Raw genomic sequence first — 24,939 nt, 5'->3', positions numbered from 1 at the left:
CGTCAGCGCAATGCCGTCAGCGCAAGCTAGACAACCTTCACCTTGCGGAACTCCACCGGGTAATCATCCGAATAGTTGCGGGCCAGGCTGAAGTAGCCGCCGCGGTACTTGCGGTTCGAGGTGATGCCCGCCCAGCCGGCACCGTCCAGACGGGAAAACCGGACACTGTCAGGGGCGATATCAATCTTGAACGACATCCACTCGCCGGCTTTCACCGGCGCCGTGTCCACAGCGCTCAGCCGCAGCCCGCCGGGTTCGCCCGGACTGCGCAACAGCAGTGTCATTTCCCCGGTGGGCCGGACCACCAAGTGGTAGCCGCCCACGTCGCTGGGAATCAGCACCCGGTAGGGGCGGTCGTCCTCCTGGCCGAACGCCATGCCGGCGTGCAGGGTGTCATCGTCCGGCAGGGCCACCGGCCAGCGCATGTCGAAGTGGATGCTGTAGATTTCCCGGCGCACCGGGCATAGCGAACCCATCCGGTAACTGCTGTTGGCTGCGGCGGACATGAGCAGGGTGCCGCCGGCGAGCTTCAGTTCCGGCTGGAGATTCCAGCCCTGTCCAACCATCCACGGCAGGTCGCCGGGAGCCCGGATCCCCTCGCCAAAGCTGTCGGCGGTTGCCACGGGCTCATCGGTGGCCAGGTACGGAAGGTTGGCGCACATCACCCCGGACACGCCCAGCGCCAGCAGCCGGTCCCGCAGCTCGCGGGTGTGTGCCTCCCAGCAAATGACGGGCTTGCCGATGGCCACCACGTCCGCGATTTCGGCGTCGGAGGCCGAATGGTGCACGCCCAGGTAGGTGAACTGCCCGGCCAGCTTGGGCACAAGGTCCAGCTGCTCCGCCGTGAAGTAGCCCCAGCTGGCGTATCCGCGCTTGGTCGCCGCATCGATCTGCGCCGCCTCCGCCGACTGTTTCCAGATCAAATGGCTGCGCGACTCCGGATAGGTGTCCATCAGATCCAGCAGCGCACGGGTGTTAGTGCCCTGCTTGTCCTCGATGAAAATGACGTGGGAGGCGGCGAAGGCATCCAGGACGTCCTTGAGCAGGGGGATCTTTTCCGTGCCCGCCTTCGGGCCCAGCCAGGCCCGGGCGTCAACCACGAGCTCGGACAGCTGGGCGTAGGTGGAATCCTTGATCATCAGCATGCGGCCGGTGGTGCGTTTGGTGTTCAGGTCATGGTGGCAGACCAGCTTCCCGTCCGAGGTGGCGCTGACGGACACTTCCAACGCCACGGCGCCGGCGTTGACCGCACCGCGGTACGCGGCCATGGTGTGCTCGGGCCAGTTGTCCCACGATCCGCGGTGCGCCACCAGGAACGGTGCGGCCGCCAGCATCGATTCGATGGTGTGGACCGGAGCGGGCTCGGGCGTGCCGGACCCGTCGGAGGCATCAGCGTCAGCGCGGTTGTCGCAGGCAGTCAGGACAAGCCCGGCGGCGCCCAGGGCCAGCACTTCACGCCGGGACAGTCCCCGGGCCGGCCGCTGCGCGGAACGGTGCGGAGCGTTCATGCGTTCAGGGCTGTGTCCCCGGCCCGCCCGCCGTCCAAAAGGGTCAGGGCCCGGCGCAGGACGGTGGAGGACGTGGTGACCGTGTAGGGGAAATACACGACTTCCACTCCGATCTGCGCCATGTTCCGCTCCAGGCGGTCGCCCTTCTCGGTGCCCCGCCAGTCATCACCCTTGAAAAAGACGTTGAAGCCCACCTCACGCCAGGTGTCCGCCTTGTTCAGGTGCTCATCCACCACCACGTCATCAACAAAGCGGACGCTGCGCACAATCTCCAGCCGCTCAGCCAGCGGCACCACGGGGGTGGTGCCCTTGAGCCGCTGCGTCATTTCGGTGGAAGCAACGCCGGCAATCAGATAGTCACACTGGCTGCGGGCATGCTTCAGCAAATTCAGGTGGCCGATATGGAAAAGGTCATAAACCCCCGAGGCATAGCCGATCCGAACTGCCATTATGAACAACCCCCAGTTGTGGTCCGTTAAATCTCTTTTCATTTTCAACGCATATTTCCGGGCCCGTAAAGCAAATTCAGCACAATCACGTAGGGCCCGGAAAAACACGAGTAGAGGGAGTGCCGGCCCGAGTATTCAGCGCCTCAACTCGAGTAAAGGCCACCGTGGGACACGCAGTGGGCTGCGGCTACGCTTCCATTCAGTTTCGGGCCGCGGGCCCGTCCCCATTTCATGAGGCGGTAAAGCCGTGCACAAAAAAATTGCGGCAATATGTTCGGTTGCGGCTGTTGCAGCAGCAACCCTGATTGGCGTTGCCGCTCCGGCAAGCGCCTTGTCCCCCGGCGTGGCCTTCTCCGCCGTCGCCCTGCCCACCTGGCAAACCAACGGCATTGCCTGGGCCATGGCCGAGGCCGACGGCGTGATGTACGTGGGCGGCACCTTCACCCAGGTGCGCCCCCCGGGCACCGCGGCCGGCAACAGCCAGTCCCGGGCGGCCGTCAATTTCGCCGCCTTTGACGCCTCCACCGGCACGCCCACCTCCTGCGCCCTGTCCTTCAGCGGTGGAACCGGTGCCACTGTCCGGGCCATGGACGTGTCTCCCGACGGCCGCAAGCTGTACGTCGGCGGCAATTTCACCACGGTCAACGGCGTCACCGCGAACCGGCTGGCAGCCATCAACCTGCCCGGCTGCACCGTGGACACCACCTTCCGGCCCGGCACGGTGAACAGCACGGTGCGGACCATCGCCGCCACCGCCAACGCCGTCTACTTCGGCGGTGACTTCACCACCGTCAACGGCACCTCCCGCAGCCGGTTCGCTGCAGTGGGCCCCACGGGCAGCCTGCTTCCCTGGGCCCCGGTGGCCGACGGCGTCGGCCGCGCCCTGGACGTGCCGGCCGGCCGCAACGTGGTCCTGATCTCCGGTGATTTCAGCAACGTCAACGGCACTCCGTCACGGGCCATGGCCGTGGTGGACAACGGCGCCGGTGCGAATGTGCGCACCTATCCGGCAGCCGAATATGTGCCCGCCTCCGCCGTGGTCAAGGACGTCACCAGCGACGGCACCAGTTTCTACATCGCCGGTGAAGGCATGGGCGGCCGCTCCTTCGACGGACGGGCCAGGCTGTCCCTGGACAACAACTACGAGCAGATCTGGAAGGACACCTGCCAGGGCGCCACGCAGGCGGTGCTGCCGTACAAGGATGTGCTCTACTCCGGGCACCACGTACACGACTGCTCCGCCATGGGCGGCTTTGCCGACGGCACCCGCAAGCACCTCTCCGCGCAGGACATCGACAATCCGTACCCGTTCCTCGGCTGGAGTCCCGACACCAATGACGGCACCGGCGAAGGCCTGGGCCCGCGGGCTCTGGAAATCACCAGTACCGGCCGCGATGACGTCCTGTGGGTGGCCGGTGAATTCACCACCACCAACGGCACCGCCCAGCAGGGCCTGACCCGCTTCGGTCCCGGACCGGCGTCGGCCGCGCCCGGCACCCCGGCCAACGTCAGCGCCGTGAGCTTTGCAGCCGGCCAGAACCAGGTCCGCTGGACCCAGAGCGTGGACAACGACGACTCAGCGCTCACCTACAGTGTTTACCGCAACGGCAGCAGCACTGCCCTGGGCACCGTGACCGGAAACTCCACCTGGTTCAGCACCCCGCAGCTGTCCTTCACCGACACCACCGCCACCCCCGGAACGGCCTACACCTACCGGGTCCGGGCCAGCGACGGTACCAGCACCAGCGCGCTTTCCGGCCAGGTCTCGGTCACCACTGCCGCAGCCACACAGCCCTACCCGGCCGCCGTGCTCGGCGACGGCGCATCCACTTACTGGCGCCTGGACGACAGCACCGCCAAGGCTCCGGCCGACAGTTCACCGGGCAACAACCGGGGCGTCACCTTCGGCGGCCCGCTGCTGGCCGGCACCGCAGGGGCCGTTCCCGGCAGCACCGCAGCCGTCTTTGACGGCGTCGATGACCAGGTTTCCGGCCAGCAGCGGTATTCCGCTCCGACCACCTACAGCGCCGAGGCCTGGTTCAAGACGGACTCCGTGCAGGGCGGAAAGATCTTCGGCTTCGCTTCCGGCCAGCCCGACCGCCACGGCACGCGCAACTCCAGCGGCACCGTTGACCGACACCTGTACATGACCACCGGCGGCACCCTTGCCTTCGGTGTGCTGGATGCCGCCAACACACCCGTTGCCGTCACCACTGCGCAGGCCTACAACGACAACGCCTGGCACCACGCCGTTGCCACCCAGACGGCCTCCGGCTTCACGCTCTACGTTGACGGCAACGCCGTGGGCAGCAGCCAGACACCGGCGGCGCAGACCTACACCGGCTCCTGGCGGGTGGGCGGAGACAGCCTGAACAACTGGCCGGGACGGCCCACCAGCAACTATCTGGCCGGGTCCATCGATGAGTTCTCCGCCTACCCCTCGGCCCTCAGTGCCTCGCAGGTGGCCCGGCACTTCACTGCCGGCGGGGGAACTCCCGGCCAGCCGGAGCCGGCGCCCGACACCGCCGCGCCGGCTGCGGTGACCGGCGCCGCGGCCGCCGTCAGCAACAGCACCGCGACGCTGAGCTGGCAGGCTGCCACCGACAATGTGGGCGTCACCGGATACCGGGTGTACCGGTCGGTGGAGGAGGGCTTCACGCCGTCGGCCGCCAATCTGCTGACCACCACGGGCGGTTCCGTCCTCTCCGTCAGCGACGCGGATCTGGCCCCGGGCACCTACTACTACCGGGTGGCGGCCGTCGATGCCGCCGGCAACGCCGGGGCGGCTTCCGCCCAGGTGAACGCCACGGTGGCCGGCGCACCGCCGGTTGAGCCGGTCACGCTGTCCCTGTCCCCCACCGCCGACACCTACGTCAACCAGGGCGCTCCCAACGGAGTTCACGGCTCAGCGGTGTCCATGGCCTCGCGCGGCTCGCTGGCCTACACCTCGTACCTGCGGTTCGCCCCCGGCACCACAGTGCCGGCGGGGATGCGGCTGACGTCGGCCACGCTGCGGGTCTACACCACGTCCGAATCCTTCAGCAACTCCACTGACCCGCATTCGGTGCAGCCGGTCACGGGCAGCTGGACGGAAGCGGCCACCACCTACAACACCCGGCCGGCGCTGGGCACCTCGGTGCTGGGCAGCATTTCGCCGACGGCCACCAACACCGCCTACACGGTGGACCTGGACCCGGCCGCCGTGTCGGCCATGTTGTCCGGATCCATTGATCTGGGCATTACCAGCGCCGGAACCGACAACGCCTGGTTCCACACCAAGGAAGCGTCCTCCACCCGCCGTCCGGTCCTGACCCTGGTCTTCGGCCCCTAGCCTCCGCCCCTGAGGAGGGGCGGCAACGTTCTGCACGTTCACAACCGAAAGAAAGCGCACTCCATGAATACTGGTCTCAAACGATCGGCCCTGGGACTGCTGCTGTTGCCGCTGCTGGGTGCGGCAACAGGATGCAGTTCCTCAGACCCTTCTCCCGAAGCGGCTCCGCCGTCAGCATCGTCCTCCTCTTCCGCCTCCCGCACGCCGACGCCGTCCGCCGCTCCGGGAACCGCAGGGACCTCCGCCCCGGCTGCCGGCGCATCTGAAAGCCCGGCGGGGGAAGACACGGGGGAAGGCGCGACGGCGGCACCGGAATCGGTGGTGCAGTCCCCCCAGCCGGCGCCGGAACCCACCTTCGAGCCCACGCAGGAGCAATACCTGCAGGACAAGGTTCCGGAAGGCACTGATCCCAACGCCGTGCTGCAGGTGGGCCAGGAACGCTGCGACCAGCTGCTCAGCGCCAAGGCCGTGGACGCCGAGTCGGTGCTCAGCGAGCTGATCATGAGCCCGGCCCAGGACACCGCCGATGCGATCGCCGCCCTCTGCCCCGAGCTCCTGCCCGAGCTGGAGGCGGCCGGACGGGGTTTCCCGGACGGCATCTTCTCGGTCGGCGGGGCCGCTCCGCATGCCGAGGAGCCCTCGATTGAACCGGGAACCTACCATGCCTACGGGCTGCCCGAGGGCTGCTCCCTTCTTGTTTATGCCGGCTCCGGGGAACTGCTCGGGTCTCATGACGGGTCCGCGCCGGTGACCATCGGCGCTGACGCTGCACGCGTGGAATCGGAACAGTGCTATTCATGGTTCCGTTCATGATTTCCGGGTCCAGCTTCTTTTTCTGCTCAATTCATCTGCCTATCCAAGGGAAGGGGTAACCAATGGATATGCGCGAACAAATACTGATCCTTCGCCGCAATTGGATGCTCATAGTCTCATTTGCACTCATCGGCCTTATTACCGCGGGCGTCATTTCTGTTCTTATGCCCAAAACCTATACCGCAACCAGCAGCCTGTTCGTCTCCACGCAGAACGGCGAAACCACCGTCGAACTCCAGCAGGGCAGCGCTTTTTCGCTGAACCGGGTGCAGTCCTACGTGGAACTGGTGACCAAGCCGCAGGTCCTGAATCCCGTCATCGACAGCCTCGAGCTGGATATGTCGCCGCAGGAGCTGGCCACCAAGATCAAACCGACCACTTCCCGCAACACCGTCCTCATCGACATTGAGGTGGCTGACTCCTCCGCCCAGCGCGCCGCTGACATCGCCAACGGCGTGGTGGCCAGCCTGATTTCCTCCGTGGCTGATCTGGAGCGGCCCACCAACGGACTGCCGTCTCCGATGCGGCTCACGTCGGTGGACACCGCCGAACCGCCGTCGGCTGCTTCCAGCCCGAAGATACCGCTGAACCTGGCACTGGGACTGTTGTATGGTCTCGCCCTCGGGCTGGTGGTGGCGATTCTCCGCCATGTCCTGGACCGGCACGTGCGCACCGAGGCTGATCTGCGCAAGTCCACCCCGCTGCCCCTGCTCGGCGGGATTACCGAATCCACGGCGCCGCGGCAAACCAGCCGGCCGACGATTCTCGGCGGCTCCGGAACCGATGCCTTCCGCCAGCTGCGGACCAATCTGGAGTTTGTCGCCGTCAGCCAGCAGATGAAGTCCCTGGTGGTGACGTCATCGCAGGCCGGTGAGGGCAAGAGCACCGTGGCGCTGAACCTGGCGCTGAGCATCGCCCAAAGCGGACAGCGGGTCATCTTGGTTGACGCCGATCTCCGGCTTCCGTCGGTGGCCAACGCCACCGGACTGGAAGGCGGCGTCGGCCTGACCACCGTGCTGATTGGCCGCACCACCCTGGCCGAAGCCACCCAGCACTGGGGCTCCGGCGGCCTGTCGGTGCTGACCTCCGGACCGCTGCCGCCCAATCCCACCGAGCTGCTCGGATCCGAGACCATGCAGAACCTGATCGAGGAACTGGAAGCCGAGTACGACATGGTTATTCTGGACGCTCCTCCGGTGCTGCCGGTGGCCGATGCACCGATCCTGACGCGCCACACCGACGGCATCCTGCTGGTGGTCGGAGCCACCCGGGTCAGCCAGCACAACCTCTCCAAGGCGGTTGAGCAGCTGAGCCTGGTGAACGCCAACGTTGTGGGCGTGGTCCTCAACCGCATTCCGCGCACCGGCCCCGACGCCAACACCGCCTACCTCTCCGACTACGGCGTCACGCCGCTGCCGGTGGTGCGGGACAACGACGGCGGCGCCGCCTCTCCGGTGGCCGAAGCCGAAGCCGCCATTGTCCGGGACAGCGAGGACACCCGGGCACTGAGCAAGAGATAACGTCTCCCCGCAGCGGCGGGGGTTTCACCGAAGACGCAAAAGCCTTCCGGATGGTGTGCAGCTTGCCAAGGCACACCATCCGGAAGGCTTTTTGTTTGCCCGGGGCTACTCCACCGGTTCGAGTGCGGTTGCCGCAGCCCTTGCGGAACGGCTGCGGCCGGCACGGACGGCCAGCAGGCCGCAGACCGCTGCCACGGCCACGGCGCCGGTGAATCCCCAGGCCGACGCCGCCGCCGATCCGCCCAGCGCCAGGGCCAGCGGCAGCGCGAGCGTCAGCGCCGCGAGGACGCCGCGCATCAGGGTCGACAGCCGGTTGGCCTGAGCGGCCCGGAAGTAGGCCAAAAGAACCGTGTAGGGCACCATCGCCAGGTACTGCACCGCGTACGGCCAGCGCAGCTCCGAGGCGTTGTGCCAGGTCTCGCCCAGGACAAACTCGCCGGCGGACGCCGGCAGCAGCAGCACGGCTGCGCCCCACCCCAGGGACAGGACCAGCACAATGCCAAACGTCTCGACCAGCCTGCTGCGGAACGCTGCGGTTCCCCGGGTCCGGACAAGCTCGGGGATCACGGCCGTCTTGATGGCGCCGAACACGGTGTTCAACGGCGAGAAGAGCAGCTGCGCCGCGCGAAGCGCCCCCACGCCCGCCGCGCCGAGCGGAAACACCAGAAAATACAGGACGGCGAAGGTGGAAGCGTTGAGGGTGGCAAATTCGGCAAGATAGCGGAAGGCAAAGTCCCGGTTCAGGACCAGCCAGCGGATCCCGGAGGGAACGGCCGGAACGCTCCGGGCCAGGAGCAACCCCACCGCCAGCGCCACGGCGGCACCGATCCCCCACCAGACCAGGACCATCCACAGCTCGCCGCCGGACCGGGCGGTCAGCAGCATGGCGGTAATGGATCCCACGGCCCAGATGCCGTCAATCAAAAGCGCCCGTGCCGGACGTCCCTGGCAGATGAACAGGTACCTGAGGCTGTCCTGCAGCAGCACAAACGGCGACACCGCGGCCATGACCAGCCAGAGGCGGGCATTTTCGGGACCCGAGAGGACCGCCCCGGCCAGCAGCAGCAGGATCGTGGGCACTGCCACCAGCGCGGTGGCGCCCAGGCTCGCTGATGCCACCTGCCGGGTCAGGGTGCCGGTTTGGGAATAGCGCACCAGGAGTGTCTCGCCCACCAGGGCCCGCTGCCCGCCCAGAAACAGCAGCAGGCCGGCGTAGGCCAGGGAGAACTGGCCGAAATCCGCGGCGGTGGCCACGTTGGCCGCTACAGCCACCGCCACAAAGTTCGAGACGCTGGAAACGCCTTGGTCCGCGAAGGTGACCAGCCGGCGGAATCCGCCCACCTAACCCAGCGCCAGGAGCTCGGAGCGCCACTTCGGCAGGAAGGCCGCACACATCAGCACGTGTGCTGCCGCCAGCACCAGGTAGGCGACCAGGAACACCTGCGGCCAGGGCAGCAGCAGAAACGCCAGGCAGGTCATGCCGTAGTCCACCGGCAGGGTCAGCACCGACCGCCGCAGCAGGCGCCGGTTGTTGGCCCGCTCGGCGGCTGCCCCCGGCTGTGCGCCGGGCGCCGACGCCGATGACGCCGACGCCGATGACGCCGACACCGGCGCTTCCGGTGCGGCCAACGCCTTGGCGTTCTTCCGCAGCTGGTCCAGCAGCGCGCCGCCAAAGAAGATGCAGGAGCTGGACAGCAGGAACAGTCCGCAGGCTGCGGCCAGGAGGATGTGGTCGTAGTCGGTGGTGCGGGCGAGGAAGCAGAAGGCGGCAATGTGCATCACGGTGATGCGGCCGTTGTCCAGGGCATGGTCGAGCCACTCCCCGAAGGCGGAACTGGCGCCCTGCAGGCGGGCCAGCTGTCCGTCGGCCGAGTCCAGGATGTAGCCCAGGGCCAGGAGGACACCGACCAAAGCCGATGAAAGGTTCGCCGAAGCTCCGAAGGCAAGCCACACGAGCGAGCCGTAGGTCAGCACCGCGCCGGCCAGGGTGACGTGGTTGGGCGTCAGGCCGCTGTGGCGCAGCGCTGCCGCCACGGCACGGCCGGCGGGCCGGTTGACGTACAGCAGATACAGCGGCACGCCCTTGCGGGTTTTCTGCGCCTGCTTGAGCTGGTTGAAGGACTCTTGGAAGGTGGCTCGGGGTGTTTGCGGCAGGGTCTGACTCATGGCTGCAGCCTTTCTCGGCGGTTTGTCACAGCGGTCAGGATCAGGACTGAAAGTACCAGGATCATCAACCGGCCCATGGACTGCAGCAGCGACCCGCGCAGCAGAATGAACAGGTATCCGGCGAAGATGGAAATGCCCAGGTATCCGACCGAACCCTTGCTCAGGATTTCGGCCCGGAATCCGGAGTCCAGCCGCCGGGCCAGCAGGCCCAGTGCGGCGAACACCAGGATCAGGCCCGGCAGCCCGAAGTTGATCCAGGCTTCGGCCCACAGGGGCGCCGACAGGTTGACGTTGATGCTGTTCATCCACTGGCCCACCTCGACGCCGGTGTCCAGCGGTTTGTCGGGCCAGATGACGCGGGGTACCCAGAAGAGCACCGGGCCCAGGGCCTGCATCCCCCACGACAAACCGTGGTCCGCGGTGTAGGCCAGGGTGTTGGCGAACATCGTGAATTGGTCGTAGTCCTTGGTGGCGATGGTGATCCACACGGACTCGCTGCTGAGCGGCGCACCCGTTCCGGCCGCCCGCCGGGTAATGTCGGACAGCGGAAAAATGACGATGGATGCGATCACCCCGCCGGCCACCGCCGCGTTGAACATTCCCTTCCGGCCGCGGATCAGGGGCAGCAGCAGGCCAAAGACCACTGCCAGCGTCCAGTACCGGGAATTGGAGACGGGGTTGTTGACCACAATGTTCATCACCGCCAGCGCAGCCACCAGGAGGCCGTCCACCGCTGCCAGGGCAACGTCCCGGGTGCGCCAGACGTGCAGGTAAAAGATCAGCGCCGTCAGGCAGCCAACCGAACCGGCAGCGGAAATGATGGCGCGCAGGGCCTGCCCGCTGTCGGGACTGATCTCATCCAGTGCCTGGCTGGTTTCCTGACGGCTGAGGAAAAACACCGACAGACCGCCCACCTGGATGATGTACACCAGGGCCGCCACCACGGCAGCCACCGAGAAGATCCGCAGCACGTCCATGCTGCGCAGCGTCCGGAAGCGCAGCTGCGGTGAGGCACCGCCCCGCCGGCGCAGCTTCAGATGATAGGCCACGTCAAAGCAGACACATCCCAGCAGCGTGAGCAGGCTGGCCATGGTCAGCTCGCGGTCGCCGACCTGAATGGCCAGGGCCGTGGAACGGCCGGTGGCCAGCTGGGCCAGCGGTGCCAGGCCCATGCCGGTGTAGACGAAAATCCAAAACACCCCGGCGACGGGCCGGATGTCGCCTTGCCACAGCAGCAGCGCAAGCTTCACGGAGGCATAGAGCGCCACGGCGTACCGGATCAGGAAGTCGCTGTTGCTGAAGAGGATGGCGCTGGCGCCGCGGACCTCCAGCGGAAAGACCACAGCGAACAGCAGAAAGGCCACCAGTGCGACGGCGGTGCGGACTCCGGTGCGCTGTTCGGCTCCGCGGCCGTTGTACGGGACCGGCAGGGGCGGGGTCAGCGGAGGCACCTGTTTCGTGCTCATGACCGGGCTCCCTGCCGGACGGTTTCGGCGGGCGCGGCCGCTGCCGCCGCTCCCATGGCCTCCAGGTAAAGCCCGCGGAGATCCTCGGCCAGACGCTGGGCGGACCACAGCCGCCGGTGCAGCAGGCGTGCGTTCGATCCCAGTTCAGCCCGCCGGCCCGAATCGGCGCCCAGTTTCAGCATGGCCTCACAGAAAGCCTCGGCCGTTGGCTCCGGCAGCACGGCGGCATCCGCTTCATAGAGGTCGGCCGCGAGTCCGCATTCGGACGTCACGATCAGCGGTGTTCCTGCGGCGGCTGCCTCGATCACTGACATTGGATACGGCTCCTTTAGCGCTGGCAACACATATGCCGTGCATTCTGCCATGGCGCTTTGCACCTGCGCAGGAGACAGCTCCCCCGGCAGCTCGAAACGTTCGGCGTGCGCGGACGCGGCGATCAGGGCGCGGACGCGAGCGGTCTCCCCCTGGTCCGGTCCGGCAAGAATGAAGCGGGCGTCCAGTCCACGGTCAAGCGCGTCCAACGCTGCCTGGACGAACACTGCCGGCTGCTTGCGGGCGGCCAGCCGGGCAGCGAACAGGAACACCTGCGGCTCCGGATCCGCCCAGGCGCTCCCGGACTCGGCGGTGGCATTAACCACGCGGCGCATCCGGGCCGGATCAACGCCCAGATGCTGCAGGCCGCGTTCCTCGTCCTCGGTCAGCGTCAGCCAGAGCCGCGGAATGCGCACCAGCCGGCGTGTGATGACGGCGTCGTACATTCGGACGGGCAACGAGCGCGACGGCGCCAGCATGCCGTGGGACTGTGCAATCACCGGGGTGTTCCCCCGGCCGAGCAGCAGGGTGGCCGCTGTGGTGATGAAGTCGCGGCACAGATGAACCTGGACCACATCCGCCGACGCGGCGCCGGCCGCCACATAGCGGGGCAGGCGCAGGCTCACCAGCCCGCGCAGACGTGCCCCGGGGAACGGCCGCCGGACCCGGAACAGCCGAACCGGGCCCGGTCCGCCGGCGGTTTCCGCTGCAGCCGGGACCGCGCCCAGCCAGCCGCCCACGAGTTCGGTGTGTTCGCCGATGCCTGTCAGGGCAGCGCTTTGGGTCCGGGCAACGGCCCAGACACCGCCGGCCGCGGCTCCGGGGCCGGCCAACCCGCCGACCTGCAGGATTCGAAGGCCGCGGCGCTCTGCGCCCGCGGGGTTCGCGCCGGTGTTATCCATGGGCGGGCACCTGCTCGGCGGCGGCCTGCGCGCGCTGCATTTCCCGGCTCTTCAGCCCGATCTGCCAGTAGTACATGGACAGCGCCAGGGCGTAGTCAAAGCCGGCCCTGCGGTCCAGGAACCCTCTGCGCAGTACGTAGCTGTAGAGAAAAAAGACCAGGGGTTTCAGCGGAAGGGCATCGAACCGGCGCCCCTGCCCGCTCTTGGACTCGCGGACGGTGCCTCGGATGTCGGGATGGGTGCGGATGAAGGCTTCCCAGTCGGAATAGCGGTTGTGCCGGTCGAACCAGGTCCGGACCGGATCCACGTCGTTGTGGACCAGCTTCGCGGTGGTCCTGCCCACCGGTCCGCGCGGTTCCGGCTGGTAGTGCGCCTCCACTTCACCCATGCCCGGCAGATGGAGCAGGTCGATGTTGCGGAAGGAGTTCATTCCGCGCCGCAGGAACGAGCGCTTCACCACGCGGTGACCATGCTGCAGCCCCACTCCGGCAAAGTGGTAGGCCACCGGCAGGTCAAACGCCACCCGGATTTCGGCGGGGTCCTCGGCAATGGCCCGGAGTTCGCGGGCCAGCTCCGGTGTGGGGAACTCGTCAGCGTCCAGCATCAGCAGCCACTCGTTGCGGGTGTCCACTTCGGTGAGCTGCCACTGCTTCTTCTGCGGAAACTTGCCGTCCCAGGTGAAGTTGATGACCGTGGCACCGGCCTCCTTGGCCAGTTCCGCGGTGCGGTCAGTGCTGTTGGAATCAACAACAATTACCTCATCAAATTCCTCGAGAGCAGCCAGGCAGCCGGCAATTCCCCTTTCCTCGTTTTTTGTTTGCACCAACACAGATACAGGTATTTTATTCACGTACTTTCCCCCCTGAAGCAAGTATTTTTATTGTTTTGAATAAGCGTTCATCCTACGAGACCGCTCGGTTATCATTTAGGAATGTCAACTCGACGCGATGATCGCCGAACCTCCTATTCCAGCCGCCGCCGGTGGCCCAAGATCCTTGGATTTTTGGGCCTTCTCCTGGCCGCCGGGCTGCTGACCTTTTACGCAATGTCCCAGTCGACGGAGGCGAGCGGCGCTCCGCAGCCGTCGGGCACCACGCCGGCCGTGGGAAAAAAGGTGCCGCAAATCGACATCCTGGGCGACTCTTACGTTGGCGGCTCGTCCGAGGGCGGCAACGGAGCCGAGAACTGGACCAAAGTAGTGGGCTCGCGTTTTTACGATCAGGGCGCCCGGGTGGAGCTCAACGTCATGGCCCAGCCCGGCTCGGGCTATCTGGCCCGCGGCAGCACCGATTTGGTCTTTCGTGAAGCCGCCACGCTCCGCCTCCGCCCCACCGCCGATGTGGTGGTGGTGTTCGGCAGCCGCAACGACGGCCGGCAGACGAAGGAGGCCATGTACAACGCAGCGACGTCCCTCTACTCGGACATCCATGACATTGCTCCGCAGGCCAGGCTGGTGGTGGTCGGGCCCATCTGGGTCAACGGAGCCGTGCCCAGCTTCATCACTGCCAACAACGCAGAGATGAAGCAGGCGGCGGCCGACGAAGGCATCCTCTACATTGACGCCCTCGCCGAGGGCTGGCTTGCCGACGCCGATGAAGGACTCATCGGCGCCGACGGCATCCACCCCACCGACGAGGGCCATGCCTACCTGGCCTCGAAGATCTTCCCGGTCCTCGAGGAGATGGTCCAGGAGACCGTTCCCGCCGAGTAAGTGCGGCTGCCTGGTGAAGCTCATGCCCGCTCCCCCGGACGGGCTTCACCGGCAGCTGTTTCCGGAGCAAACCTGTAGCCCAGTTCCGCGGGCGGCACCGCAGCGCCAAACACGCGGTTGGCGCCCACCTCGCCCTTGACCAGCGTCATGGGCTGCACGACGGCCGACTCCCCGATAAGGGATCCGCCGAGGACCATGCAGCGGGACGTGATCCAGGCACCGTCCGCAATCCGGATGGGGCTGGTGACCAGCCCCATGTCGCTGCGCACCCGGTGGCTGCCGGTGGTCAGGAACGTCTCCTGGGAAATCACGACGTCGGCGCCCACATAAACGTGGTCCTGGTTGTGGAACCAGACGCCTTCACCGATCCAGGTACGCGCCCCGACATGCAGCTTCCACGGTGACTTGACCCGGGTCCGCGGACGGAAGATCACCCCGTCGGCGATCTCCGCGCCAAAGGCCCGCAGCACTGCCACGCGCAGGCGCGAACTGATCTGCCACGGGTTGGTGACGAAGACCAGTTCACACGCCGACCACAGGTACACCACCGCCCGCGGCCGGCCCCACGCCTCACCCGCACCCGGTGCCCGGGAAAGGTCAATCACCGGAGGACGACGGCGCCGCGGCGCACCGCCGTCGTCCTGCGGCGCCGGCCCGGTCTCCGGTGCCTGCCCGTCCGGCTGGTGCTTGAGCATCACGACACCTTTCGCAGGAAGCCACGCGGCGCGGCGGCGTGAGCGGGGCGGAGCCGGGGCAAGGTGTCCAGGTCAGCGGGCTCGGGAAGTCCGGGAGCCGCGCGCCGAAGCGCCGCTTCGAAGCGGTCGGTGATGGGTCCGATGCCGAACCTGCTCTCCGCCAGCTCCCGTCCCTTTGCGCCCGCGGCAAGGACCGCAGCCGGATCCCCGTGCAGCCGGCGCAGCCATCCCACGCCCCCGGCAACTCCGAAGTCGGTGGGCGGGCCGACAAACCCGTCCGCAGACCGAATGTCCGCCGCGGCCGGGTTGTCATCGGGCATCAGCCCAAGGATCGGGCGGCCCGCGGCCAGCGAGGACAGCACCTTGCTGGGAATCGAGAAGCGGGAAGCACCGGGTTCCAGGATGGTTACCAACACGTCAGCGGAGCCCAGCATGTCCGGCAGCTCTGCCGCCGGCTGGAACGGCAGCAGCGTGACCGGAAGCTCCGGTTCACGGCCGACGTCCTCCCGCAGCATCTCGATCCCGTCCCCTTCCGAGGCCACGACCAGCCGTGCAGGCAGGCCCGCAGCCAGCGCCGACCGCAGCAGCCCGGCCAGCAGCAGCGGATTGTGCTTGCGGCCCAGGGTTCCTGCGTACAGCAGCCGCAGTTCCGGCCCGGCCGGCAGATGCCGCGCCGACCAGGCGTTTTCCCGCGGACGCGGTGTGATCTCATCCAGCGGCGCCCAGTTGGGGATGACTGTGACGTGGTCCGTGGCCAGACCCCAGAGCCGGTACGCCTGGCGGAACTCCTCACCGATCGCCACCACCTGCGTGGCTGAGCGCACCACCTTCGCCTCCATGCGGCGTACCAGGGCACGGCCGGCGAAGGCCGCCGGCCCGGGCAGCCGCCGGCTGAGCTCCTCGGAAATGGCGTTGCTGAAGAGGTCCTGGTGCCAGAGCAGCCAGGGCTGCTTCCGGCGGGCGGCTGCCCGCCGGAAATCGGCCAGGGTGAACAGCGGCACGTTGCAGGCCACGATGCAGTCCGGGGCGGTGGCCCGGATGTGCTTCTGCCAGGCCACCGCATAGGACCGTTCGAACCGGATCCGGCCCATGGCGCTGTATTTCTGGAACGGCGTGTCCGCGGTGAGCGGAGAAAAGGTCAGCCGGTCCGAATCCGCCGCCGTCCGTTCCAGCGTTCCCTTTCCGCTGCCGTACTGCGTCGAGTACACATGGTCCACAAAGTGCCCGCGGGCCGCCAGCTCGCGGGACAGCTCGGCCTGGAAGGGATGACCGGAGAAATCATGCATTTGGATGCGCACGGCTACACCCTTTGCGCCTTGACCTGGTCCTGGATCCAGGCGTAGGTCCGCTCCAGGCCGTCATACAGGGAGATGGACGGTTCCCAGCCGTAGGTGTCCCGGAACAGCGTGTTGTCGCTGTTCCGGCCGCGCACGCCCTGCGGGGCGTCCAGCTTGTACTTGCGGTTGACCACCGTGCCGGAGATCTTCTCCAGCAGGTCCGCCATCTGGTTGATGGACACCAGCTCAGCCGATCCCAGGTTCACCGGTTCGGCGGAGTCGCCGTTCATGATTTCCAGGATGCCGCGGACGCAGTCGTCGATGTACATGAAGCTGCGGGTCTGTTCGCCGTCGCCCCAGATTTCCACGTCCAGCTCTCCGGTCAGCGAAGCGTGGGCGAACTTGCGGCACAGTGCCGCCGGCGCCTTCTCCCGGCCGCCCTCCCAGGTGCCTTCCGGGCCGTACACGTTGTGGAAGCGGGCCACCCGGGTCTGCAGGCCGTAGTCCTCCTGGAAGTGCCGGCACATGCGTTCGGTGAACAGCTTCTCCCAGCCGTAGCCGTCCTCGGGCTGGGCCGGATAGGCGTCTTCCTCCCGCAGCGCCACGACGTCGGCGTTCGTCTGGTGGTCGGCCGCATAGACGCACGCCGAGCTGCTGTAGAAGAACCGTTCCGCTCCGGCGTCGCGGGCTGCCACGAGCATGTGCGTGCTGGTCAGGACGGTGAGCATGCACAGGGCTTTGTTGTTCTCAATGAACCCCATGCCGCCCATGTCCGCGGCGAGGTTGTACACATCCTGCATTCCGCGGCTGACCTCGTGCGCCGTCTCCAGAAGGGAGCAGTCCCCCTGGATGTTTTCAGCGCCCTCGGAAATCTGGTACCACTCGTCCAGGGGCTTGCAGTCCACTGCCCGCACCTCGTGGCCGTCGCTGAGCAGCCGGGCAACGAGGTGGCCGCCGATGAATCCGCCGGCGCCGGTAACTAGGGATTTTTTCATGGTTTCCGCTTTCTTTGTGATGAGACCAGCCGAAGCCGGAAGGGACGGGCTAGTAGGCGCCCACTGGCCGGCGGAGCATTTGCACCGTGCGCCAGAGAATGATGAGGTCGCCGGCGAGCGACCAGTTTTCGACGTAGTACAGGTCCAGCCGTACGCCGTCCTTCCAGTTGAGTTCCGACCGCCCGTTGATCTGCCACATGCCGGTCAGGCCGGGCTTGATGTAGAGGCGGCGGTGCACCTGGCCGCCGTACTGCGCCACTTCACGCGGCAGCGGCGGCCGGGGGCCCACCAGGGACATGTGCCCCAGGAAGACGTTCCAGAGCTGCGGCAGCTCATCCAGCGAGTACTTCCGCATCCAGCGGCCCACCGAGGTGACACGCGGGTCATGCTGCATCTTGAAGAGCACTCCGGAGCCTTCGTTGCGGTCCAGCAGGCCGGCCAGGTCATCCTCGGCCGTCTGCACCATGGAGCGGAACTTGAGCATCTCGAAGGGTTCGCCGCCGCGGCCCACCCGTTCCTGGCGGAAAATCACCGGGCCCGGGCTGTCCCGCCGGATCAGCACCGCGAGGACCGCGAAGACCGGAATCAGTGCCACCAGCGCGCCGCCGGAAAGCAGCATGTCCAGTCCGCGCTTGAGCATGTGCCTGCCGCCCGCGTACTGCGGCAGCTCCACGTGCATCAGGGGCAGGCCCTCTACGGGACGGGCGTGGATCCGGGGTCCTGCCACGTTGGTCAGGCCGGTGGTCAGGATGAGCTGGGTGGCGGATTCCTCCAGCTGCCAGCCCAGCTTCTGCACGTAGGAACTGCCGCCCTTCATGCGGCCGGCGACGATGACGGCGTCGGCCCGCAGCTGGCGCACGGCTCCCACCACGGTGTCGCGGTCCGCCACGACGGGAATCCGCTTCCCGTTGACGCACAGCTCCTTGTCGCCGGGGGTGGTGAGCGCAGCGCCGATGACCCGGTAGGCGGAGCCGTCCCTGCGCTGGATTTGATTGGCCACGTAGCGGACATCCTTGGGCTTGCCCAGGATGATGACCTTGGAGAGGTACCGGCCCTTCCTCCGCTGCCCCGCCAGCCACTGGCGCAGCAGGAACCGGAAGATCAGGAGACCGCCCAGCCCGATCGGAAACGCCAGCGCGAAGTAGCCGCGGGCAATATCCACTTGGAGGGCCAGGCAGAACACCGCGATGAGCCCCATCACCACCACTGTGGCGCTGGTGACGCGCCGGTATTCATCGGCTCCGGTGCCGACAATCCGCGCATCGCGGGTCCGGTAGATGGCCAGCGACACCGCCCAGGCGGCCCAGATGCCGGCGGAGACGGCGATGTAGGGAATGTTCAGGTTTCCACCGCCGGACATGTACTGCGTTTCCACTCCGAACCGCGTCAGATGAGCCACCGCCACGGCAGAGGTCACCACTGCCAGATCAAAGGCCAGCAGGATTTTGCGGTAGCGGTTGGTCTCCCGCACGCTGTCACTGGCCAGCCGCCGCCGCACGGGCGTGAAGCTTTTGTAGTCGGGGAAAGTGAAGGGAACGGGCAGCGTCAGATCGAGCCGGGCTGGGGCATCTTTGACTTCGGTCATCAGGGACCCTCCCTATGATTTGGAGGCTTCCGAAGGGGCCGACGACGGCTGGGGGGAAGCCTTGGTCTCAAGAGGCTTCGACGCCGTCGACCCCGGTCGGGGGGCCGGCGCCTGGGGCGCCGGATGACTGGCTGCGAAGCGGGCCGTGGTTTGCGCCGGATAATTCCGTTCTGGGAATACCGCACAAACCTGCATTTGGAACCCGCTTTAGTTCGCAACAATCAATCAACAAAAACGACATTAGAAGCGGCGGCAAAGTGCAGCACGAGTAATGCGTACTCGACTCCCCGACCCGACTTCTCCCTTTGCGGGAGATTTACCTGCCACTACTTGGAGCCGCCCCTTTTGCAGTGCTCCGGCACGCAAAAAAACCGGCCCAAACGTTGAGTCAACGTTTGGGCCGGTCTTCATCAAACCGGGGCCCACTGTGCCGCCGGGCCGGCTCCATAGCTTGCCGGCCGGGCTGCCCGTCAGTGGCGGGCCGACGAGCTGGCCCCCGGCTCCAGCGCCAGGTAGGCCGCTTCGAGGTCGGCCCGCCGGCTGATCCCCAACTTCACGTAGATCCGGTAGACATGGCCCTCCACCGTCCGCTGCGAGAGGGTGAAATGAGCCGCCACGTCCTTGGTGCTGGCGCCGGAGAGCAGCAGCTCGACGATCTCATGCTCACGCCGCGTCAGCCGGACCAGGTGGAGGGACGGACTCAGATACGACACGGTGACTCCGGCGAGCTCCCCGCGACGCCGGCGCAGCTGCTGGATCAGGGCGCGTTGCCGGCGCAGATTGCCGTGCTCGCCGTAAAAGCGGATGGCGTGGCCGATGCTCTCCACCGCAATCAGGTACTTCCGATGCCGGACGGCTTCGTCGGCGGCTGCCACCATGCGGTCCGGGCTTCCGGACGTTATGGCGCCCGCGTAGGCGTGCAGGGCCTGCGCTGCCCCTCCCTCGCAGGCCGCGCTGACCTCCAGCATCCGGGGAGCCTGGCGAAGGTCGCCCACGGCCAGGCACAGCTCGAGGATGTCCATTTCGGCCGCCAGGAATCCCTCGGCGCGCGCCTGCTCGGCGATCTCGGCCAGCTGCTGAACGCTGCCGTCGGATTCAGACGACACCAGGGCCGCAGCAGCGTAGGCCTGACCCACCAGCCACAGCGGCCGCGGGCCGGAGCAACTGAGGCTGCGGAGCTCCTTGGCGTAGCGGGCCGTCTGGTTCTGGTCCCCGACCACCGTGGACGCGTAGCCGGCCAGTCCCAGGGCGTAGGGCAGGAGCATTTGCGGGTCGGACACCCTGAGGGCTTCCACGGCCGGATGCAGGCGTTCCAGGCCTTCCCGCAGCCTGCCCTGGTGAATCTCCACCGCGCCCTCAAAAACCCCCATGGTGCCGCCGTATGTGATCAGGTGATGCGCTGGGCCCTCCAGGACTGCCTCCAGGAGCTGCTCGAGGTCAGCAAAACGGCCCCCGTGCAGCAACCCCTGCGCGTGACGCACCAGTGCTCCTCCGCACGCGGCATTGAGGGGTCCGCCGTGGCGCCCGATAAGTTCAAGGGCGGCACCGGAATGCTCCAGGGCGCTGCTGATCCCGCCCGCCGACACCAGCAGTTCGGCCAGCAGACAGTGGAACGCCACGGCCCACCGGGGATCTGCGCCGGAGTCCGCCGGCATCCGGTGGACGGCCGGGCCGGTAAGCCGGGCCAGTGCGGCAGGGTAGTTTCCGTCCACCATCAGGGCCATGGTGCGCAGCAGTTCAACCCCTGCGGCAGCCGCTTCGGGAAGTTCTCCGCTGCCCCCGTTTCGGGCGGAAAGTTCTTCGGACGCGGCGCACCACGCATCGGCGAGATCAGTCATCTCGGCTCCGGATTTCCCGGAGCGGAAATACAGGTGGGCCGTCGCCAGCACCGCACGTTCCAGGGTTTCCTGGTCCGCCGCCAGGGTTGGTTGTCCGGGTTCCAGAATGCCTTCCAGCAGGACATGTGCGCGGGCCAAATCACCGGCCTGAACACTGGCGGAAGCCGTTTCCACCCGCGCCGAAAGCAGGTGCCGGTCGCTGCGCACGGCGGCTCCGAAACGGACCGCCAGCGCAGGCCGGGCGGCGTCGTTGGCCATTCTTGCGGCTCGAACCAGCTCCTCGTCCGTCACCGTGTCACCGCAGTCCAGACCCCATTCCATGCGGCGGAGCCAGCCCGCGTCATCCGCGGGGAACGTTGCCCCGCGCGCCTGTTCGCTGTCCAGCGCGCTGAGCACCCGAGCCCGAAGGGCAGCGCTGCGGACAGCGGGTACCAGGGACCGGATGACTTCGGCGTGCAGCGGCTGAGGCAGGCCGAGCAGTTCGGCCCGTCCCGTACCGGGCTGCAGGGCGCCGTCAGCCAGCAGGGCGTGGACCGGGGCGGGCCCGCTGACGGCGGAGAGGACGGAACGGGGCAGCAGCTGCGCCAATGCCAGGGTTTCCAGTACTTCACGCTCCGCGGGTGTCCGGCTCGCAAGCTGTCCCTTGACCAGGTCCACCACTGAGGCGTCCATGCCGTCGGGCTCGCTGCGCAGGAACCAGGCACCGTTGCCTTCGGCCAGCTGGCCGTGCCGGCGGGACTGGGCGAGCAGCGCCTTCAGGAACTGCGGATTGCCCCCGGATGCCGCGCCGAGCAGTGCCGAGGTGGCCCTCAGCACCGGACCGCCGAGGACCCCCTGGCACACTTCGTGAACCGCTTCCGCCGACAGCGGACCAAGATCAATGCGGGCCAGCAAACCGTCGCGGGCCAGCGAGAGGAGTTCGTGGATATGGTGTGCGCGGGGACGCGTCAGCACCAGCAGCCGCAGCTCGCCGGACATCGCCAGCTGCGTCAGGATGTGGCAGCTCGCCTCGTCCAGGTACTGGGCATCATCAATCACCAGCAGCGGCTGCGGGCTGCCCGTCTCGGTGAGCCGGCGGAAGTAGCGGCGGATCGTGCGCAGGACCGCCAGCGGCGACTCCATGTCCTCGGGGCCGGCAGCTTCAAGGTAGGGCGACAGCACACCGTACGGCATGCGGGACAGGACGGGGCTCCCGTGGATGAACGAAGCGCTCACGATGCCGTCCAGCCGTTCCAGCACGTGGTCGGCGAGCGCCGATTTGCCCATGCCCCCGGCTCCGATAATCACGGCGCCGCGCAGTCCGGGTTCAAGCAGCCGGGCGGTGATCTCCTGCACTTCCTTGTCCCGGCCGAGCAACAGGGCGGGCTTACTGCGCTCGCCGGTACCGGTGCTGCCCATCATTTTCGTTCCCCTGACTTGTCGGCGATGATCTTGGCCAGCTCCCGCCGGCTCCCCACATGGAGCTTGGAATACACCTGGTACAGGTGTCCTTCCACGGTCCGCACCGAGATGTTCAGCTCAGCGGCGATGGCCTTGTTACTTGTCCCGGCGGCAGCCATCCGGGCGATCGACCGTTCCCGCGACGTCAGCGCGCTGAGGTAATCACCTGCGGAGTCCGTTCCCTCGACGGCTCCCGGGGTTGCAGTGCCGCGCCGGCTGCGGTGGATGAACCGCACCGTGGCCCGGTCCCCCGCACCCGATGCCACCGCCAACGCGCGTTCGGACGCTTCCCGGGCGAACAGCACCTGGCCGTTGGCCTCCGCCATTTCCGCCGCCTGGATCAACAGCTGGGCATCAAAGCTGCCGGCCCCCTTGGCATAGGTCTCACAAATCCTGGCAAACGGTCCCTGCTGATGGGCTGCCACCGAGAGGACCCGGTCCAAGTTCTCCAGGTCTCCCAGCCGGACGGCGCTGAGCAGGGAGAGCAGTTCGTAGGAGTACGCACCGCGCCGGTGGTCATGGGCAGCCAGATCGATGAAGCGCCGGGCCGCCGTTTGCGGAGACCTCGTGGTGCGGGCGCCGGCGGAACCGCCACCCCCGGAACCTGTGCCGGCGGCATACGGGACGGAACCGGCCAGGGCTGCGTCGGCGAGGGCGGCAAAGTGCCGGGCGCCGCGGCGCACCGACCAGGGGCCGCCGTCGGCTGCCTTGGCGCCCAGCTTCAGGTACATCTCCGCTCCCAAGCGGTCCGTCTGCAGCGCATGGCAGTAGGCCGCGGCCGCCGCGGCGAGCGGGATCATCGATTCCGGGCCTCCGAGCCGAAGCTGCGCGACGGCGGGAACCAGGCAGCGCAACGCCTGCTCCGGATCCCCGGCAAAGGCGTGCAGCAGCCCCTCGCCCAGTTCGCCGAACATCCCGGGGAACAGGGTGGGCTGCCCGTGCGCCTGCTGCTGGGCCAGGAGCCGGGTGGCGTCCTGCAGGGCGCCGATAGCCAGGTAGACGTGGATGATCCGCGCAAACGACGAGCTCCTGTCGCCGGGGCTGACGTCCGGCTCCGCCAGGAGCCGCTCAACCTCCTGGGCCAGCTCGACGGCGTCATCCTGCCGGTCCGTCATCCCCAGCGCCTCACACAGCCAGGAACCGATCAGCACCCGGAATCCCTTGTCCCGCCCCGACGCACCGGCGTGCACCGGAGCCAGATAGGCGGCATTCTCCAGGAACCGCCCGTGGGTCGAGTTGCACTCCGCCCTGGCCAGGATCATGCCGCGGTCCAGCACGGCGGTGTCCGCCCTGCTGATCGTCCCCGCCGCAGCGAGTTCCGCCACCCGTTGTTCGGCCTGCCGCAGCAGCTCGTCATGCTTTTTCGCGGCGCCGGCAGGCAGGGCTCCGGCCGGAAGTCCACCGGACAGGGCCCCTGTGGCGGCCATGCACAGCACCCGGTTTTCCGCGAGCAGCAGCCGCACCTCCTCCAGCGGCGTGGCCTCCTGCCCGCGGTTTCGGTAGCCGCTGAGCGCTGCCATGGCCGCGCCGTATTCGCCCAGTGTCATCCGGGCGGCCACCAGCTCCAACACGGCTTCAGCGCTCCGCCCAAAATCCACCCGGGCGGAAAGGAAGCGGATGGCGCCCGCCGGATCGCCCGCCTCGTTGGCAGCGCGGGCGGCCGCCACTGCCGCGCCGGGAGTCAACGACTCGCCGCCGTCCAGGCGCCACAGCGCCAGGCTCGCCGGATCCAGCACGCCCGCCGCCGGATCGACGTCGTCGCTCTCCGGTGTCCCCTTGGCACCTGCCGCACCGTTCTCCTGCGGTGACACCGCAACGGCGGACCGCAGCCGGTGCAGGAGCCGCCTGCGCTCGGTGGCATCAAGGGAGAGGCGGACGGCGCCCGCCAGCACCGCATCCCGGATCCGCACACGCGGAACACTCTGCCGGTCGACGGCGAGGATCCCCTGTTCCTGGAGCGTGTCCACTTCTCCGGGTTCCACGTCGTGCAGGGCCGCGGCCAGCGGCATTGAGTCCGCCAGCGCCACGGTGCGCACCAGCGCCGTCTGCCGCTCGGTCAGCGACGCCAGCCGTCCCAGGACGACCTCGGCCACGCGCCCCGCCGGTGCGGGTTGGTTCAGTTCCAACACCCAGACCGCTCCGGAGCGGCGCAACCGGCCGGAATCGCGGTAGTCCTGGCAGGCCAGGGTCAGCAGGTGCGGGTTGCCGCCGGTAAACCGCTGCAGATCCGCAACGGCGGCACCGGAGACGGGAGCATCAAGTTCGGCCGCCAACAGCTCGGCGGTTTCCGCCAGGTCCAGGGGCTCCAGGTCCACCCGGGAAAGGATGCCTTCGCGCCACAGGCCGGTGAACTCCGCCGGCGCCTTGCTGAAGTCACGGAAGCAGGCCAGCAGCCCCGCCGTCCGGCTCAGGACCATCTGGCTGAGGGCCATGGCGGAGAACTCGTCCAGGTCTTCTCCGTTGTCCACGGCCAGCAGGACGGCGCGGCCCTGGGCACGCTCCTGGATCAGGCGGGTCAGTCCGCGCAGGATCAGCACCGGGTGCGAGGAGACGTCCGGTTCCAGTTCCGACAGGAGAAAGGTCAGGGCGCCAAAGGGGGTGCGCCCGGAGAAGGCTGATCCGCGCACATGGACCACGTAGGTGTCCGAGCTGCAGTGCCGCAGCACGTGGTGGATCAGGGCGGTCTTGCCGCTGCCCGGCTCACCCACGAGGATGCAGCCGGCTCCCCCGCCGGCGGCCAGCCGATCAAGGATGGTCGCGGTCACCGCGGCCCGGCCGACAAAGCGCGGCGGAGCTGCCTGGTCTTCCCGCATGGTGTCTTCCCGGGGCGCACCGTCGGGCCGGGGAAGCTGCGCAAAGGAAGCCGGTCCGGCTGTGTCTGGTGCCGGACCGGAGGAATGACGAACATAGGACTGGTGAATGCTGTTGTGC

General features: G+C 67.6%; 17 protein-coding genes. 4 read left to right on the top strand and 13 right to left on the bottom strand.

Annotated elements, in window-relative coordinates; genetic code table 11:
* Positions 1-26: 26 nt before the first annotated feature.
* Positions 27-1,508, bottom strand: a complete 1,482-nt coding sequence (locus tag QNN99_RS14235) for a glycerophosphodiester phosphodiesterase (protein ID WP_229967233.1) — start codon at positions 1,506-1,508, stop codon at positions 27-29.
* Positions 1,505-1,957, bottom strand: coding sequence for an FAD synthase family protein (locus QNN99_RS14230; protein ID WP_229967232.1), 453 nt, complete (start codon positions 1,955-1,957; stop codon positions 1,505-1,507). Before QNN99_RS14230 ends, QNN99_RS14235 begins: the two co-directional genes overlap by 4 nt.
* Positions 1,958-2,204: 247 nt before the next feature.
* Between QNN99_RS14230 and QNN99_RS14225 the strand changes: the two genes are divergently transcribed.
* The 3 genes from QNN99_RS14225 (at position 2,205) to QNN99_RS14215 (ending at position 7,621) form a co-directional block, all read left to right on the top strand.
* Entirely contained in the window at positions 2,205-5,288 is a 3,084-nt protein-coding gene (locus QNN99_RS14225; RefSeq protein WP_229967231.1) for a CBM96 family carbohydrate-binding protein, read from the top strand.
* Between the two features lie 63 nt (positions 5,289-5,351).
* On the top strand, positions 5,352-6,101 hold the full coding sequence (locus tag QNN99_RS14220; RefSeq protein ID WP_229967230.1) for a hypothetical protein: 750 nt from the start codon (positions 5,352-5,354) through the stop codon (positions 6,099-6,101).
* Positions 6,102-6,163: 62 nt separating this feature from the next.
* Positions 6,164-7,621: a tyrosine-protein kinase domain-containing protein gene (locus QNN99_RS14215; RefSeq protein WP_331461787.1), complete on the top strand. Its 1,458-nt coding sequence runs from the start codon at positions 6,164-6,166 to the stop codon at positions 7,619-7,621.
* Positions 7,622-7,726: 105 nt separating this feature from the next.
* On the opposite strand, the gene QNN99_RS14210 is transcribed toward QNN99_RS14215, so the two are convergent.
* The 5 genes from QNN99_RS14210 to QNN99_RS14190 are packed head-to-tail and all read right to left on the bottom strand — an operon-like array spanning position 7,727 to position 13,296.
* Complete coding sequence (locus QNN99_RS14210; RefSeq protein ID WP_229967229.1) at positions 7,727-8,962, bottom strand: MATE family efflux transporter; 1,236 nt, start codon at positions 8,960-8,962, stop codon at positions 7,727-7,729.
* A complete protein-coding gene (locus tag QNN99_RS14205; RefSeq protein WP_229967227.1) occupies positions 8,963-9,787 on the bottom strand; it encodes a CDP-alcohol phosphatidyltransferase family protein in 825 nt (274 codons plus the stop codon).
* Positions 9,784-11,253: an O-antigen polymerase gene (locus QNN99_RS14200; protein ID WP_229967224.1), complete on the bottom strand. Its 1,470-nt coding sequence runs from the start codon at positions 11,251-11,253 to the stop codon at positions 9,784-9,786. The genes QNN99_RS14205 and QNN99_RS14200 overlap by 4 nt, the downstream gene beginning before the upstream one ends.
* Positions 11,250-12,467 carry a glycosyltransferase family 4 protein gene (locus QNN99_RS14195; RefSeq protein ID WP_229967221.1) on the bottom strand — a complete coding sequence of 406 codons (1,218 nt, stop codon included), beginning with the start codon at positions 12,465-12,467 and terminating at the stop codon, positions 11,250-11,252. The genes QNN99_RS14200 and QNN99_RS14195 overlap by 4 nt, the downstream gene beginning before the upstream one ends.
* Entirely contained in the window at positions 12,460-13,296 is an 837-nt protein-coding gene (locus tag QNN99_RS14190) for a glycosyltransferase family 2 protein (protein WP_229967220.1), read from the bottom strand. The genes QNN99_RS14195 and QNN99_RS14190 overlap by 8 nt, the downstream gene beginning before the upstream one ends.
* A gap of 102 nt (positions 13,297-13,398) precedes the next feature.
* Here QNN99_RS14190 and QNN99_RS14185 point away from each other — a divergent pair, with 102 nt between their 5' ends.
* Positions 13,399-14,178, top strand: coding sequence for an SGNH/GDSL hydrolase family protein (locus QNN99_RS14185; RefSeq protein ID WP_229967218.1), 780 nt, complete (start codon positions 13,399-13,401; stop codon positions 14,176-14,178).
* A gap of 20 nt (positions 14,179-14,198) precedes the next feature.
* Here QNN99_RS14185 and QNN99_RS14180 read toward each other — a convergent pair whose 3' ends face one another.
* From QNN99_RS14180 to QNN99_RS14155, 6 genes are all read right to left on the bottom strand, one after another.
* Complete coding sequence (locus QNN99_RS14180) at positions 14,199-14,873, bottom strand: LbetaH domain-containing protein (RefSeq protein WP_229967216.1); 675 nt, start codon at positions 14,871-14,873, stop codon at positions 14,199-14,201.
* Complete coding sequence (locus tag QNN99_RS14175) at positions 14,873-16,171, bottom strand: glycosyltransferase family 4 protein (RefSeq protein WP_229967215.1); 1,299 nt, start codon at positions 16,169-16,171, stop codon at positions 14,873-14,875. Before QNN99_RS14175 ends, QNN99_RS14180 begins: the two co-directional genes overlap by 1 nt.
* 2 nt (positions 16,172-16,173) lie before the next feature.
* Complete coding sequence (locus tag QNN99_RS14170) at positions 16,174-17,145, bottom strand: NAD-dependent epimerase/dehydratase family protein (protein ID WP_229967213.1); 972 nt, start codon at positions 17,143-17,145, stop codon at positions 16,174-16,176.
* Between the two features lie 49 nt (positions 17,146-17,194).
* Complete coding sequence (locus QNN99_RS14165) at positions 17,195-18,730, bottom strand: sugar transferase (protein WP_229967211.1); 1,536 nt, start codon at positions 18,728-18,730, stop codon at positions 17,195-17,197.
* 470 nt (positions 18,731-19,200) lie between these two features.
* The gene (locus tag QNN99_RS14160) at positions 19,201-21,969 is read right to left on the bottom strand and encodes a LuxR family transcriptional regulator (RefSeq protein ID WP_229967209.1); all 2,769 of its coding nucleotides are present in this window, start codon (positions 21,967-21,969) and stop codon (positions 19,201-19,203) included.
* A complete protein-coding gene (locus QNN99_RS14155) occupies positions 21,966-24,821 on the bottom strand; it encodes a helix-turn-helix transcriptional regulator (RefSeq protein ID WP_229967207.1) in 2,856 nt (951 codons plus the stop codon). The genes QNN99_RS14160 and QNN99_RS14155 overlap by 4 nt, the downstream gene beginning before the upstream one ends.
* Between the last annotated feature and the right edge of the window lie 118 nt (positions 24,822-24,939).

This window comes from Arthrobacter sp. zg.Y820 (assembly GCF_030125555.1).
Lineage (GTDB): Bacteria > Actinomycetota > Actinomycetes > Actinomycetales > Micrococcaceae > Arthrobacter_B.
The sequence above is the reverse complement of the archived record's forward strand: the minus strand, read 5'-3'. Positions and strand labels throughout refer to the sequence as shown.